This is a genomic window from Oleiphilus messinensis, from assembly GCF_002162375.1.
GTDB lineage: Bacteria > Pseudomonadota > Gammaproteobacteria > Pseudomonadales > Oleiphilaceae > Oleiphilus > Oleiphilus messinensis.
Map to the genome: position 1 here is coordinate 1296987 of NZ_CP021425.1, position 15032 is coordinate 1312018.

The window sequence follows — 15032 nt, forward strand, 5'->3', positions numbered from 1 at the left end:
CAGCTTTTTCGCACATTGAAATCGATTTTCCTTGTCTATGCTTCAATGAAAGACACGTTAAGGATATCGTTATGTCTCAGTTTCAATGCCCCCATTGTCAATCTCACAGCTGTGTTGAATGGAAATATTGGGTTCCTGTAAATGAGATCGTTTTGGAAACGTTAACACTGGAGCTCATTTGTATGGGCTGTTTTTCACTGCTCCCGGATCGACGCCGAAGTGAGGTTGTGGTCGCGGCCTGACTGGTTTTTTGCTGTATTCAACTTTGATGCTTATACTGAGGCAACGAATAACTCATCCGGGCTGCCCTTAAGTATCAAATATGGAACGAAATACCTTCACCACTGTGATTGGCTGGATTGCCGCTGGCCTGTTGGTCTCCAAGTCTGTTATTGCTGATTCTGCAGCAGCTGACGCCTCAAATCTGGATATTGAACTGACGCGCTTGATCAAAGCACAAAATATTTCGTCGATTTATTCAGATAAAGGACAAAGTACAGAGAAAGTCGCACTGGGCAGAGCGCTTTTTTTTGATAAGGTGTTAAGCGGCAGTGGCGATATCGCCTGTGCGACCTGCCACCATCCTAATCTTCATTCCGGAGATGACCTGAGCCTCTCCATTGGTGTGGGGGGGGATGGACTGGGCTATGAACGTAAACTTGGCAAGGCTCGCCCGCTAATTCCCCGAAATGCACCCGAAATTTTCAATCGGGGGGCATCACAGTGGCGTACCATGTTCTGGGACGGCCGGGTGGAAATTGCCGCTGATGGCCACCGAATTTCTCCTGCGGATGAAAAGTTACCCGCCGACAAACTGGAAAACATCGTGGCCATGCAAGCAATGTTTCCCGTGACCTCGCGGCACGAAATGCGGGGCCGTAAGGGGGATCTTGATGTTTCCGGTCAACCGAATACGCTCGCGGCAATAGGGGATACGGACTTCGAAGAAATCTGGGAACGTGTCATGGGTCGGGTGTTGGCGATTCCAGAGTATGTCGCTCTGTTTAAACAGGCATACCCTGAACTCGCTACAGATGAATTACATTACGCCCATGCGGCAAATGCTCTGGCTGCATTTCAAACAAAATCTTTTACCTTTGAAGACAGCCCGTGGGATCGTTATCTGAGGGGGGAGCAGGCGGCTTTGCCAGAGGCGGCAAAACAGGGTGCTATTCTCTTCTATGGCAGCGCTGGTTGCTCATCCTGTCATAGCGGCGCGTTAATGACAGACCAAAAATTTTATAACTTGCTGGTGCCGCAAATTGGCCCGGGCCACCGTGACAGTTCCGGTTTTGATATTGGCCGGGCTCGAGTGACAGATCAGAAGAAAGATGCTTTTGCTTTCCGCACGCCGCCTCTGCGCAATGTTGCGATTACCGGACCCTGGATGCATAACGGTTCCTATATGTCGTTAGAGGCTGTGATCGAGCATCATGCCAAACCTCTGGAGATGCTGCAGGCTTATGATGCTTCGCAACTTGATCCCAGCGTTAAAAAAACGTTTCGCCTGAATACTTCGACAATACTCGTTATGTCGCAAACATTTTCCCCCGAGATCAATGTTGTACCTGAATTAAATTCACAGGAAACCGAGCAGTTAATTGCGTTTCTGGAATCCTTGACGTCACCATCCACCCAGGATTTGTCGTACCTTGTCCCCCAAACCGTTCCGAGCGGGTTGCCGGTTGATCGTTAATTCTGCGTAACCCTCCCTGTTGGAGATCTACATGTTTCACACCTTTGTCTGGCGACCTTGCGCCACCTTTGCCAGTAAACATGCGCTTCTGGTTGCGCTCAGCTGTTCTCTTGTCAATGTTGGGGTGCCGGTTGCCAGTGCCAGCGCGCGAAATCAGGGGGGCGACGTGTCCCCCCCCATTGCGCCTGACAGTATTCAGGGCACACCGCTGGTCAAACCGGAGCGTCAAGGTGAAAAGCTTTTCGCTCGATTGGGTGAAAAGGAGACCGGAATTCGTTTCGCCAACACACTTTCTGTCGAACATCAGCGTAATTTTACATTTAACGGGGCGGGGTTGGCCTCCGGCGATTTCGATGGTGATGGCTTGACGGACTTGTATCTGGTCACTGAAGAAGGCCAAAGCAAGTTGTATCGTAATCTGGGCGGGTTTCGTTTTGCCGATGTGACCACCCAGGCCGGGATTAAGCAGGATAAAGCGGGCTTTGCAATTGGCGCCAGCTTTGCGGATATCGATAATGATCACGATCTGGATCTGTTTCTGACCAATTGGAATATGCCGAACACGCTGTATCGTAACAACGGAGACGGAACCTTTACGGACATCACTGATACCGCAGGGGTCGGTTATAACGGCGGCTCAACCACAGCCACGTTCGCAGATTATGACCGTGACGGTGATCTGGACTTTTACGTGGCCACCTATCGACCTGCTGATCTTGCCGCCGAAATTGGTACACCAAAACTCGAGATGAAAGATGGCCAGATTGTTATTCCCGATAACCTCAAGAGTTCGATCGAGTTATTCGAAACCAAGAAAGGTTTGAGTGTTCGGCAACTGGGCGAGCCTGATTTACTGTACCGTAATAATGGCGACGGTACCTTTACTGAAGTTGCCAAACAGGCGGGGATCTCCGGCGGGTATTGGGGACTTTCGGCATCTTTCAGTGATATCGATAATGATGGCTGGCCAGACTTATATGTCACCAATGATTTCTGGTCGCCAGACATGTTTTACCATAACAATGGTGATGGCACTTTCACGTTGCTGGATGCGGAACGTGTTCAGCAAACGCCGATGTTTGCGATGGGGATGGACTTTGCGGACATCAACAATGATGGGCTGACGGACTATTTCGTAGGTGACATGTTGAGTCAGGATGCCACCTTGCGACTGACCCAACACGGCTTGATGGATACCACTTTGCCACCGGATGAGTCAGCCGCCCAGGTGATGCATAACGGACTTTATCTCAATAATGGTGATGGCTCGTTCAGTGAAATTTCCTGGTTCGCCGGCGTCGCCGCCAGTGAATGGACCTGGTCGACAAAATTCGCCGATATTGATCTGGACGGCTATGTCGATTTATTGATCAGTAACGGTATGATCGGTGATTTGATGGATAGCGATGTGCTGGCGAACATTAATCTCCCCCAGTTCAAAAATGCACCGGCTTATTATGAAAATTACCCCAAGCTGGCCACACCGAATAACGCTTTTCGCAACAATGGTGATTTGACCTTTTCCGAAGTCTCGGCACTTTGGGGAATTGATGATGAATCCATTGCCCATGGTGCCACTCTGGCAGATTTGGACAATGACGGGGATCTGGACAAGGTCGATAATTTCATGAATGAGCCACTGGGTGTTTACCGGAATAACGCCCTGAAGAACCGCATTCTTGTGGAATTGGTCGGGTATCGTTCGAATTCCTTCGGGATCGGTGCGCGGGTTACGGTTACCTCTACAAATGGTCAAAAGCAGACCCGGATGATGACAACCTCCGGTGGATATCTCTCCAGCCACGCTCCCGTGTTGGTTTTCGGCCTGGATGATGCCGAGACGATCAAACAGATCGAGGTCAACTGGCCTTCCGGGCATAGCCAAACCTTCACTGACATTGAACAGAAAGCGTTGCTGGCCAATCAACGCTATGTAATCGCGGAACCGGACAGCATTCGCACGCCTCCGCCACCTCGACGTTTGCAGGCTGAGAACACCCAATTCGCCGAAGTGGGCGCAACGGCGGGGTTGACCCACGCCCATATTGAGGCAAATTTTGATGACCGGCAGTATGAAGGCTACGATGATTTTGAAGAGCAGCTTTTGTTGCCTCGCCGACTTTCGGCGATTGGGCCAGGGGTCTCCTGGGCCGACATGGATGCCGATGGGGATGATGATCTGTATGTTGCCGGAGCACATGGACAGGCCGGGACAGTCTATCAAAATCTGGGGGATGGCAGGTTTGACCCGATTTCCAATAATATCGTTCCAGCGGCTTTGGAAGAATTGGCAACCGTCTGGTATGCCAATGGCGCGTTTGTTTCCAGCTTCAGCCGATACGAAGTTCCAAATGCGCCCATAGCGGCCATTATGGCCAACAATAACGGATTGCAGTTTCAGGCTGATGCTTCTGGTGGTGCACTGGCTTTAAACGACATGGATGGTGATGGAGACCTCGATATTTTTATCGGGGGCAGAGCAATACCGAACCAATGGCCGTTACCGGCGTCCAGCTACATTTATCGCAATGATGGTGCAACTTACACAAATGTTACCGCAGAAAAAGCACCCGGATTGCTTGAACTGGGCCTGGCAACTGGAGCGATGTGGCTGGATATCGATAATGATCAGGACAGTGATTTGCTTATTGCCACAGAATATGGCCCGGTGCGTTTGTTTATAAATGATAAAGGTGCCTTCCGTGATGCTACAAAAACCTCAGGACTGCAGAAGTGGCATGGCCTTTGGTCGGGTATTACCGCTGGTGACTTCAACGAAGATGGCTACATGGATTTTGCCGTGGCGAACTGGGGGATGAATACCCGGTATCATGCATCTGAAAAGTATCCGGCCATGCTCTATGCGGGTAACATAGATGGCGATGGAGACCTCGACATCGTTGAAGCGGAATATGTCGATGGCGTACTCAGGCCCATGCGTGAACGTGGCATGGTGGGCGCTGAGATGCCTTTTGTCTACGAAAAATTTGATACTTTCCGTGCCTATGCTGAGGCCACCCTCGCTGAGATTTACGATGATCGTTTGCTGGGTGAGGGCGTGATGACGTTGTATGCGAATACGCTGAAACATGCTGTGTTTATCAATGATGGCCAAGGCCACTTCAGCATGAATGTCCTGCCGGGCCTTGTTCAGGCCACTACGGGTTACGGTATTACCGCTGCTGACTTTGACAATGACGGCCATGAAGACCTTTACCTTGTCGGGAACTTTAGCCATATGGATCACGAATTCAGACAATTCTCCGGCGGCATCAGCTATCTGCTCAAAGGCAACGGAGATGGCACCTTCACTGAAGTACCTTCCACCCAAAGCGGCTTGTTTGTGCCCTATGACGGTCGAGGTGTGGCGGTGAGTGACTATAACAAAGATGGCTGGGTGGATATCGCAGTCGGCGTGAATGATGAACGGCCTCTATTGTTTAAAAACACTGGCATTGATGGCCAGTGTGCGTTGACTCTGCGATTGCAGGGGAGCGCACGAAATCCGTTGGGGATTGGTGCACGCATTACGGTTACACGGAGTGACGGGATGACTACGAGCCGGGACGTTCAGGCCGGAAGCGGCTACTTTTCCCAGGACAGCGCAGTACACTTATTCGGCCTCGGAAAATCAGAGCAGGTAACGGTTAAGGTATTGTGGCCAGATGGAACGCAGAGTACTAAATCGGCTGCACAATGCGGCAACGTCACGCTTACGCAATGAGTCCGCAGGACAGGATTAACATTAAGTGGTGACCCACTCATTTTTTTGGAGTTGTAATGTACCAATATTATGCTTTTGGCTATCACGTGAAGTCTGACATTGCGTTGCCGGAGCTATTACCTTTTACCGATCAACCAGATATAGATGAAATCGTCACGATTACCCTGGGGAGTGTTCCGGAATCGTTGACAGCACCCCATGAAGAGGGCGCGCGCTTTCAGGCAAAAACAGGCCAGCTGTTATTGCATGTCGATTGTGTGGCCCGATTTCTGATCGAAGGCGGTACAACGATCACCATCGATGTTATTGACGATTGCGATGAAGATTCTATTCGTTTGTTCCTGTTGGGCTCCTGCTTTGGTGCGTTAATGCAACAGCAGGGACGATTCGTTCTGCACGGCAGTGCGGTAGTGAAGGACGATACCTGTTTGGTGTTTCTGGGGCGTTCCGGGATCGGTAAGTCGACGCTCGCTCAAGCATTGTGCCAGACCGGTTTCCAGATGCTGAGTGATGATCTGTGCTCCATCTCCTTCGAAAACAATCAGGCCTTATTGCACCCGGCTTATCCGCAAAATAAACTGTGGCCGGATTCCCTTGATGCGCTTGCCATTGAGTCAGACGGGCTTCGACTGCTCAGGCCGACAATGCGTAAAAAGGCCATTCCCAACCCTCAAAACTTCTGTGCTAGCCCTCAGGCGATCAGCAAACTCTATGTGCTGGCCAAAAGTAAAGAAGATCGCTTCGAGCGAGAGCTGTTGAAGGGGGCGCTGGCGATTAAAGCGCTGCAGGAAAACAGTTATCGAAAACAGTATATAAATGGCCTGGGTTTAAACAAGCCGCATTTTCATCAGGTGAGCCGTACCCTGAGCAGTGGTATTGCCGTGGAGGTGGTCAGCCGACCCGATCACTTGTCCCGTTTGTCCGAGTTGGTTGATCTGATCCGTGGTATTGATCTATGACCGAGGGCAATCTGGTTTGGTTAGCCTCCTATCCCAAGTCAGGGAACACTTGGTTTAGGCTGTTTATGGCGGCGCTGACCCACGGCAAGACTGAAATTGACCTGGAAAGCATTTCAAAAACGGAAATTGCGAGTTCCCGAGAGTGGTTCTTAAAAGACTCCGGTCTGGATTCAACGGCGTTAACGCTCCAGCAGATTAACCGTATTCGACCCGATATCTACCGGCATCATGCCAAAAGTCAACAGTCGTTGAGCTTTCACAAAGTTCATGATGCCTATATTTATAATGATGTGGGCGCGCCACTCTTTCCGCCCGAGATTTCAGCGCGGGTGTTGTACCTGATCCGGAATCCCCTTGATGTCTGTGTATCGTTCGCCCATCATGCCGGTCACGATGATTACGACAAAATGCTGTTGAATATGATGGATCCTGAATATGCAATGGCGAAAACCACGTATCGACCTGCGGATCAGTTACAGCAACAATTGCGCTCCTGGAGCCAACATGTGGACAGTTGGGAGCTGGATTCGGGAATAGCCTGCCTGGTGATCCGCTACGAAGACATGAAATCAGATGCCTTGGCGGCGTTTACCCGAGCGGCGCGGTTTCTGGGGTTGCCAAGCGATGCTGAGCGGATCAAGCAAGCCATTGACGCGTGCGCGTTCCAAAAGCTCAAAAAGCAGGAATTGGAAAAAGGCTTTAAAGAACGACCGAAAAAGTCCAAATCGTTCTTTCGAGAAGGTGAAGTGGGAACCTGGCGGCAAAAACTGGATAAAGCTCTGGTGGAGAAGTTTATTCTTTCCAGTCGTGAAACCTTGCTGCGACACGGCTATATTGATGAAAATAACCAACCGGTTTTTTGATCGCGAAAAAGCCTGAATCTGTCCCGAGTCTTTCGGTAACGTATGGAGAACTAAAATGTATGAACTCAGCCTGGAATCACAGGTGAAGCAAAAAGAGGGGCACGCGGCCTGTGAGCTGGATGGAGAAGTCGTGCTCATGAATCTGGACAGTGGCCGGTACTTTCAATTGAAAGAAACCGGGAAAGCCATCTGGGAAATGATTGCGGTGCCAAAGCGGGTGCAAGACCTGTGCGTTGATTTAACGAAGCGCTTTGATGTCAGTGAGTCCAATTGTCAGGCACAAACCCTGGGGTTTCTCAAAGCACTGCATGAACAGAATTTTATCGATGTTGGCGACCAGTAAACTTGGGCGGGCGTATACCAAATATGCCGCATTAAGTTGGCACGAAAAGCGTTTGTTAATCGAAATAGGCTTTTTGCTGGCCTGTTCATGGGTTGCCATTCGGTTTGTTGCTTTCAAACGCCTTACCCCACATTTTGGTCAGCGCCACCATGAAACCGCAAAGGTTCTGACTCACACCGATCCGGAAGCCATCCTCATCGGGCGCTTGATCCGGGCGGCCTCGGATCGTCTGCCTTGGGAATGTAAGTGTCTGGCGCAAGCGCTGGTGGCCCAGATCATGTTGTCCCGCAGAAAGATTGCGACAACGCTTTATATTGGCGTCACCCGTGACAGTGATGAAACCAGGCAACACCAGGCCCACGCCTGGGTGCGTTATGGTGAGCATTACCTCACTGGGGGCAGGGGACACAAACGGTATACTGTAATCGATTTTTACGGGACAGAACTGACCCGGTAACGATGCAGTCCAAGGAACAATGCAGTCCAAATAACGATGCAGTCCAAATAACGATGCAGTCCAAATAACGATGCAGTCCAAATAACGATGCAGTCCAACGCTCCCATTATTCGCGCTCAAAAAGCGAGGCGAGTTGCTTAAGCAATGTTTCACCCAGTAATTGAGCATTGGCTATTCGGGTCGACTTGGCATAGTAGCGGCCTACATCGTGCCCAATGCCGATGGCCAACAACTCAACCCGCGGGTCTTGTTCAACCAGGGTGATTATTTCCCGCAGATGGGCCTCCAGAAAATGAGAGCCGTTTGCCTGTTGGGTGGCTTTGTCCATCGGGCGTCCATCTGAAATGACGATCAGTATCCGTCGCTCTGTTGGATTTCGGAGAATGCGCTGATAAGCCCACCACAGGGCTTCACCGTCTATGTTTTCTTGCAGTAAAGACTCCTGTAGCATCGTGCCCAGTGAGCGTTTAATGCGTCGATAGGTTTCCCCTGCTTCCTTGTAGATAATGTGCCGTACACCGTTCAAACGGCCCGGATTTTCAGGTTTGCCGCAGTTTACCCACTCCAGATAGGCTCGATTATTTTCCTGACTGGTCGTTGTATAGCCGAGCACCTCGGTTTTTACCGAGCAACGTTCCAAAGCTTGTACGATTATGCTCGTGGAAAGCCATGCCAGTTTAATGGCCTCGCCTTTCATGGAGCCGGAGTTATCAATCAGTAAGCTAATAACCGTGTCTTTGAACTTCCCTTCTGATTCGTTTTTTAAGGGCACCGTTGCCAGAGGGGAGGTGACCAATCGACTCAGGCGACCCGTATCGAGTCGACCCTGATCAGTATCAAATTGCCAGTTTTTCCGTTGTAGGGCGAAAATTTTGCGCTGGAGTTGTTTGCTGAGTTTGGCAATGGTTTGTCTGTGTTGTTGCAAGTCCTGGTCAAATTGAGCCAAAGAAAGAGGGGCATCGATGGCATTCGCAAGCTGGCTTGCTTTTAAAACCTGATCAAATTGTGTGGTAAAAATAGGGTAATTGGCCGTTTCTCTTGGGGGAAACCGGCTTATTTCCGGACTTTGTGGCAATGTACTCACGGGGTCTGGTGCATCCGTCGACGCATATTCATCCCGGACATTATCGTCGTTCTGCACAATTTCAGCCTGAACATCATCCAGGTTCGGCTCAGTTTGCCCTGTCTCTAGAGGATTGGTTTTGTCGACTTCGCCATTTGCGTCGGAAAACATCGGGTCATCAAGGCTGACTCTTGAGTAAGTGATGGTATCGAGGTTGTCCAGATCGGGCTGAGCGTTTATGCGGGCTAGCATTTCGACGCCTTTTTCGATAAAGCGCCCTTGGTCATTCACCCATTTGTCAAACTCTGAAAGCGTCAGGTCGAATTCGGGGGTTGGGATGGTAGCGGGAGCTCGGAGCTTGGCTTCAGTAATGGCTTGGCGAATGGCAAGGGGTAGCCTGTACCAGATGGCAGGTTGTGAATCCCCGTGCCGCATCAATGCGTGTTCCAGGCCCTGTACGATCAGCGCTCCGACGTTTTGGGCCCGCCCTGCCAGATGGGGGCAGCCCAATGCTTCGACACGGACCAGTTCCAACCAGCCCAGATACTGCGAAAATCCATATTGTTTTATCTGATCTGCAAACTGGAAGGCACTGTGATGCTGCTGGAGCAAACTTTCAAGATCAGAAAGACCCCGTAAGAACGATTTCGTTTTCTGTTGATCTGGGTGATCCTGTTGCTCGAGATCGTAACGTTGCCTGATCAGAGCCGTGATGACGGGGTGGACTTCACTGTTGCCAGGGGGATGTGATTCGTGTGCACATGCTGTGTTACTGCCTGCCATGTCAGTGCAACGGTGGGCCGGTAACGCACGGTTACTGGCACTGAGGGCAGTCTGGCGTTGCTCTGCAGTTGCAGTGCTATGATAAAAACCTTTGCTCACCGGTTCAATTCCTGTTTCGTGGGCCAGCAGGGAAAATCAATCAAGCAGGTCGATATCAAAACAACGCTGGTAGTATTCCGACAGAATAAACCGCTCCTGTTCATCGCATTTATTCAGGAAGCTGAGCCGGAACGCCATCTCCAGGTCGCCGACAATCAAGTAGTTTTCCGCCCAGCTTATCAGCGTCCTGAGTGACATCAAGGTAGAAATATCGCCATGCTTGAAGCCTTCCCGGGTCAATTCCGCCATGGCCACCATGGAGCCTAACAGAGCCCTGTTTGGCTCGTTTTGAAAATCCGGTAATTTGGTCAGTAAAATATTCAGCTCTTCCTCAAAGGCCAGATAGTTCAGGTTAACCGTAATATGCCAGCGATCCATCTGTGCCTGATTAATCTGCTGCGAGCCATGGTAAAGTCCCGTGGCATCACCCAGGCCCACCGTGTTGGACGTCGCAAAGACCCGGAAGTTCTCATGGGGTGTAATAACCCGGTTCTGCTCAAGCAAGGTCAGCTTGCCGTTATCTTCCAGCAGACGTTGAATGACAAACATCACGTCCGGCCGCCCGGCGTCATATTCATCGAAGATAATCGCTGTGCCGTTTTGCATGGCCCAAGGCAGAATACCTTCCTGAAACTCTGTGGTCTGGACGCCGTTTTTGAGCACAATGGCGTCCCGACCAATCAGGTCAAGGCGACTGATATGGCTGTCCAGGTTGACTCTGACACAGGGCCAGTTCAAGCGGGCGGCCACCTGTTCAATATGGGAGGATTTGCCACTGCCATGCATACCCTGCACGATAACCCGCCGGTTATGGTTAAAACCGGCCAGTATTGATAATGTTGTAACCGGATCAAACACATAGGATGCATCCTGTACCGGCACATGCTCCACGCGGCTGCTAAATGCTTTGGTGTGCATATTCCGCGCTATATCCCTGTCGAGACCAAAAGTCTCAGCCACGTCGATAGTGAGTTCCGGGCGCGGTAAAGGTTTGCTTTGTTCGATGTCTGGCTCAGCCGGATGATTCATTAGGATTCCCAAATTCGTGCAGGCATTCAATTATATCGTCTACAATACAATAGCGTATTTTCGATAACTGTATAATTTTGGGCAACATTTTATGAGTGGTATGGGCGGCATTGTCAAGTTTAACGGTGAGCGGGTTGAGCAAACGGAGCTTGATCGAATGCTGAATATCCTCAGACCCTATGGCCCGGATCGGGAGCAAACCCTGAAGCTCAACAACTCAGGGTTTGTCCATACGCTGATGCGGGTCACCCCGGAAGACTATTTTGAACGTCAGCCCGCCAGAGTGGGTTCAAATCAGATACTCTGCTCCGATGCGCGCATCGACAACCGGGAAGAGCTTTGCAGTCGTTTTAATCTTCATCCGGCAAAAGCAAAAACACTTCCCGATAGTTTTTTTATCCTGAAAGCCTATGAAAAGTGGGGTGAAGCGTGTCCGAACTATTTGTTAGGCGACTTCACCTTTGTCATTTGGGATGCAAAAGCACAATCTTTGTTTGCGGCACGGGATCATTTTGGGGTGCGGCCCCTGTTTTATGTTCATAAAGCGGGAACCTTTGCCTTCGCGAATGATTTACGAGCACTACTGAGTTTGCCGAGCGTTGAACGCAAGCTGAATGAACAAAAAATAGCCGATTTGCTGGTTTTATTACATGCCGATACCGTTCAAACGTTTTATCAGGACATCTTACGTCTACCACCGGCTCACACGCTAACAGTGGGCGCATCAGGAATTAGGACAAAACAATATTATGTGCTCGAGGAAAATATAAATGATATTCGATTCTCGTCTTCTGAAGCCTATGCGGAAGGTCTCCGTGAAAAGTTGACGACAGCTGTGAATTGTCGTCTTCGCTCCCATACATCTGTTGGTTGTGAGTTGAGTGGTGGACTCGATTCATCGAGCATTGCATGTGTTGCTGCGATTGAGCTCCAAAAAAAGAATAAAACGCTGGAAACTTTTTCATCGATTCCACCTCATGACTATGAGGGGTACCACAGACCTGGATGGTCTTTTAATGAAAAGCCCTGTATTCAGTCAATTGCTGAGCTGTATCCCAACATTAACCCAAACTTTGTTGTTACATCTCCGGATGATCAACAGCTAATCTCTTCGATTGAGGATACGTTCTACCAACAGGGAACTCCCACGCGGGCAGTATTTTGGGAGTGGATTCGGGCGTTATCACTCAGTGCGAGACAAAAGAACTGTCGAGTGATGTTATCGGGAGCGAGTGGAAATACTACGATCAGTTGGGATGGGAAGTGCTTGTATTCTGAGATGTTTTTTAAGCGAAAATGGCGGCATTTGTTGAAGGCCGTGATTGACACAATAAAGAACCGTCCTCTTGATACCAAAAAAATCGCGCGGGAAATTCTTTCTACAACTCTGTCTGATTCGCTATGGTCTCGCTTAATAAGTCGACGAATATACCCCGAACCACCTTGGAACGCCCATTCTTATATAAACCCGAGTTTTGCATCCAGGTTGAGATTGCAAGAGCGCTTTCACGAACTTGGCTGGGATCCTTTCTACCGGCCATTGTCAAATGGACGTGCAACTCGTTCCCGAATACTGTTAAAGGGGGCCCGGTGCGATGCTGTAGACCATATCAGTGCCATGCGTTCAGTAACTCATGTCGAGCGCCGAGATCCGACTTTGGATAAGCGAATTGTAGAATATACCTTGGGCATACCTGAAACTGAATACCGCCAGGGATTTAATAGCAGGCTCTTAATTAAAAGAGCGATGAAAAATACTGTGCCGGAATTTGTATTACAACGGCGTTTCAGAGGCGTTCAGGCTCTGGATTTTTATCCATTCTACCAGGAGTGTACCGAGCAACTCATAACCTACGCTCAAAAGTTGGAACAAAATGATCTGGTCGATGAAGTGATCAATACTCAAAAGTTGAAAAAGGTGATTCAGGAATTAAACAGTATGGAGATGCAACCGTTGGCGCGTCTCAGGGCCATGCAATCCTTGAATAGAAGTTTTATGATCGCCTCGTTTATCCATTGGGAAGAGAGGGCTAACTGTTAGTGAAGGAGGTTCTAATGTTCGAACCCCGTACGTAATACGAATTAGCCCAGTGTTGTACACATTTAATTTGTAGTGCTCGGGGATTAACTCGGTGTAGATGAGAGTCCATCATTTGGGATGCCTACACCGCCCTTTGTTTCTAGATCGTCCAAGCTTACCAATTTTGGTGTGGTCCAGCATTCCTTTGATCGCTGATCTGCTTTTGTTTCAGTTTCTTGCATTATTTTACTCCCGTTCTCTTTTTGCCTATTCTAGCACCCAGTGCATGTTCCGTTTACGGTTAAATTTCCATCTATTGTTGTATTTCCGTTTGAATCAACACTAAATTTTGAGCCCATAAACATAGTGCCATCATTATTTAATTGGAAAACTGCACTTGGATTGTCAACATTCTGTATTCTGAACGCTCCATTATTATTGAGATAGAGTTGCCAGGATTGTCCCGAGCCCGCAGAAACAATGTTATTTGTAAGTCGAATGATTGGAGCACCATTATTTTTTGCAGTCAACAGTGGATCAGAACCACCAGTATCCTCAATTAAAATACCATTACTCTGACCATTTCGTTTAACATGTAAAGGGGCGCTTGCAGTATCTGTTGTCCCCATGCCAATCCCTACATCACCATCCGACTCCACTATCAATTCGCTCACACCGCCAGTAGTTTGCACATCCAGCAGACCCCGGGGGACGAAACTATTGTCAATATTAATGCCCACATTGGAGCTTGGGTCAATCAGAAATGCATGATTGTTTATATTGGATGCATGCGCAACGTCGAACTGACCATCTGGTGTGAGTGATCCAATGCCTACATCGCCATCACTGGCAACAAATAAACTCCCGTTTGGTGCGCCGGGCTGGATTCGAAATGGTAATAAACCACCATTGGTAACGTCGCGGACAAAGAAATTGGTCTCATTGCCGGATACATCCCAGGTTTGAGCGGCGAAGCCACTTGTGCCATCCTGTTCAAGTCGAATACCAGGAGAGTTGCCGTTGGTAATTTGTAATTGTAGTCCCGGTACCGCAGTACCTAAGCCGACATATCCGTTGCTGTGAACATATAGCGAATTCGTTTTAGCTCCGTGGACTACTTTAAAGGGGATCGTTTCATCGTCAATATTTTCGATCGCAAAATAGTTTGTGCCGCCGTTCGCTGAGTCATTTGCGGTGAGTTGCCAATCAATGGTTGGAAATCCACCAGCGTTACTGGTGTCCTGAAACTTAATGCGAAGATTGTTTTCCTTGAGTCTGATCGTATCGAAACTGAATGTTTCACCACTTGAACAATCCACCCCGATACAAGTGCTTCCCACTACGACGAGATCATCTTGAATGAGCTGATCTGCCTTTGCGTTTGATGTGGTAACCAACAAGAGAGCGAGACCCCAGACTGCTGCTGTTTTTTGACTACTCATCACTTACTCCCCCATTAATTCCTGCTCGTCCTGATCCTGTTCAACCAGGCTGTAATTCTTGACCTCAAAGCGCCCAGAAACTTTTTTTACCGTAGACTCACGCATTTCCGACCCTGGAGGGCGGCCATTACCGCTCACTACCCGGGTTTTTCCGGTATATTTTATACTACTCACTTCGTAATAGTAGTCACCGTTTCTGGCCAGTTCCAGGTCGCTGGCCAGCACGTCAATACTGGCGTTGTCATAGGCCTCGTTGAAGGAATAGCTGCCATCACCTGTGATCCTGAGCACCACGCTGTCCACATTGCCACCGGCATCAATATGGATTGAATGAGAACGAATGGTCACATCTGGATTGGGCTGGGCTGATGCCATACCTGCGAGTCCTGCCGTCAGAAGCAGGCCCATCGTTAATTTTTTCGATAACCGCATATTACCTCTCCAGTTGCGACAATATATTTTCTAATCAGCGCTATTTGGTTTTTCGTCCGTTTGATCACTGGACTTGATACTCCAGTAATTAGTCCTCTTATTAAAGCTCAATAATCAAGAAT

Annotated in this window: 12 protein-coding genes; 8 read left to right on the forward strand and 4 right to left on the reverse strand. The window is 49.2% G+C overall.

Annotated features, from left to right (window positions below):
* Positions 1-71: 71 nt before the first annotated feature.
* The 7 genes from OLMES_RS27930 (at position 72) to OLMES_RS05715 (ending at position 8042) form a co-directional block, all read left to right on the forward strand.
* Entirely contained in the window at positions 72-242 is a 171-nt protein-coding gene (locus tag OLMES_RS27930; protein ID WP_157678171.1) for a hypothetical protein, read from the forward strand.
* An 80-nt stretch (positions 243-322) separates the two neighbouring features.
* A complete protein-coding gene (locus OLMES_RS05690) occupies positions 323-1696 on the forward strand; it encodes a cytochrome-c peroxidase (RefSeq protein WP_087460372.1) in 1374 nt (457 codons plus the stop codon).
* A gap of 31 nt (positions 1697-1727) precedes the next feature.
* Positions 1728-5420, forward strand: coding sequence for an FG-GAP-like repeat-containing protein (locus OLMES_RS05695; RefSeq protein ID WP_087460373.1), 3693 nt, complete (start codon positions 1728-1730; stop codon positions 5418-5420).
* A 56-nt stretch (positions 5421-5476) separates the two neighbouring features.
* Positions 5477-6379 carry a phosphoenolpyruvate carboxykinase (ATP) gene (locus OLMES_RS05700; protein WP_087460374.1) on the forward strand — a complete coding sequence of 301 codons (903 nt, stop codon included), beginning with the start codon at positions 5477-5479 and terminating at the stop codon, positions 6377-6379.
* On the forward strand, positions 6376-7242 hold the full coding sequence (locus OLMES_RS05705) for a sulfotransferase domain-containing protein (protein ID WP_087460375.1): 867 nt from the start codon (positions 6376-6378) through the stop codon (positions 7240-7242). Before OLMES_RS05700 ends, OLMES_RS05705 begins: the two co-directional genes overlap by 4 nt.
* Before the next feature lie 55 nt (positions 7243-7297).
* Complete coding sequence (locus tag OLMES_RS05710; protein WP_087460376.1) at positions 7298-7585, forward strand: PqqD family peptide modification chaperone; 288 nt, start codon at positions 7298-7300, stop codon at positions 7583-7585.
* Positions 7551-8042, forward strand: coding sequence for a lasso peptide biosynthesis B2 protein (locus OLMES_RS05715; RefSeq protein WP_157678173.1), 492 nt, complete (start codon positions 7551-7553; stop codon positions 8040-8042). Before OLMES_RS05710 ends, OLMES_RS05715 begins: the two co-directional genes overlap by 35 nt.
* A 106-nt stretch (positions 8043-8148) precedes the next feature.
* Here OLMES_RS05715 and OLMES_RS05720 read toward each other — a convergent pair whose 3' ends face one another.
* A complete protein-coding gene (locus OLMES_RS05720; RefSeq protein ID WP_087460378.1) occupies positions 8149-9987 on the reverse strand; it encodes a cobaltochelatase CobT-related protein in 1839 nt (612 codons plus the stop codon).
* A gap of 36 nt (positions 9988-10023) precedes the next feature.
* A complete protein-coding gene (locus tag OLMES_RS05725) occupies positions 10024-11016 on the reverse strand; it encodes an AAA family ATPase (protein WP_087460379.1) in 993 nt (330 codons plus the stop codon).
* 91 nt (positions 11017-11107) lie between these two features.
* Here OLMES_RS05725 and OLMES_RS05730 point away from each other — a divergent pair, with 91 nt between their 5' ends.
* The gene (locus OLMES_RS05730; protein ID WP_087460380.1) at positions 11108-13057 is read left to right on the forward strand and encodes an asparagine synthase-related protein; all 1950 of its coding nucleotides are present in this window, start codon (positions 11108-11110) and stop codon (positions 13055-13057) included.
* A 251-nt stretch (positions 13058-13308) separates the two neighbouring features.
* On the opposite strand, the gene OLMES_RS05735 is transcribed toward OLMES_RS05730, so the two are convergent.
* Together OLMES_RS05735 and OLMES_RS05740 are read right to left on the reverse strand one after the other, a co-directional pair.
* The gene (locus tag OLMES_RS05735; protein ID WP_087460381.1) at positions 13309-14478 is read right to left on the reverse strand and encodes a hypothetical protein; all 1170 of its coding nucleotides are present in this window, start codon (positions 14476-14478) and stop codon (positions 13309-13311) included.
* A gap of 3 nt (positions 14479-14481) precedes the next feature.
* Positions 14482-14910 (reverse strand): hypothetical protein, encoded by a 429-nt coding sequence (locus OLMES_RS05740; protein WP_087460382.1) that lies wholly within the window; start codon positions 14908-14910, stop codon positions 14482-14484.
* Between the last annotated feature and the right edge of the window lie 122 nt (positions 14911-15032).

Coding starts and splice junctions, on each gene's coding strand:
- OLMES_RS27930 (WP_157678171.1), top strand. CDS start 72: ATGTCTCAGTTTCAATGCCCCCATTGTCAATCTCACAGCTGTGTTGAA.
- OLMES_RS05690 (WP_087460372.1), top strand. CDS start 323: ATGGAACGAAATACCTTCACCACTGTGATTGGCTGGATTGCCGCTGGC.
- OLMES_RS05695 (WP_087460373.1), top strand. CDS start 1,728: ATGTTTCACACCTTTGTCTGGCGACCTTGCGCCACCTTTGCCAGTAAA.
- OLMES_RS05700 (WP_087460374.1), top strand. CDS start 5,477: ATGTACCAATATTATGCTTTTGGCTATCACGTGAAGTCTGACATTGCG.
- OLMES_RS05705 (WP_087460375.1), top strand. CDS start 6,376: ATGACCGAGGGCAATCTGGTTTGGTTAGCCTCCTATCCCAAGTCAGGG.
- OLMES_RS05710 (WP_087460376.1), top strand. CDS start 7,298: ATGTATGAACTCAGCCTGGAATCACAGGTGAAGCAAAAAGAGGGGCAC.
- OLMES_RS05715 (WP_157678173.1), top strand. CDS start 7,551: ATGAACAGAATTTTATCGATGTTGGCGACCAGTAAACTTGGGCGGGCG.
- OLMES_RS05725 (WP_087460379.1), bottom strand. CDS start 11,016: ATGAATCATCCGGCTGAGCCAGACATCGAACAAAGCAAACCTTTACCG.
- OLMES_RS05730 (WP_087460380.1), top strand. CDS start 11,108: ATGAGTGGTATGGGCGGCATTGTCAAGTTTAACGGTGAGCGGGTTGAG.
- OLMES_RS05735 (WP_087460381.1), bottom strand. CDS start 14,478: ATGAGTAGTCAAAAAACAGCAGCAGTCTGGGGTCTCGCTCTCTTGTTG.
- OLMES_RS05740 (WP_087460382.1), bottom strand. CDS start 14,910: ATGCGGTTATCGAAAAAATTAACGATGGGCCTGCTTCTGACGGCAGGA.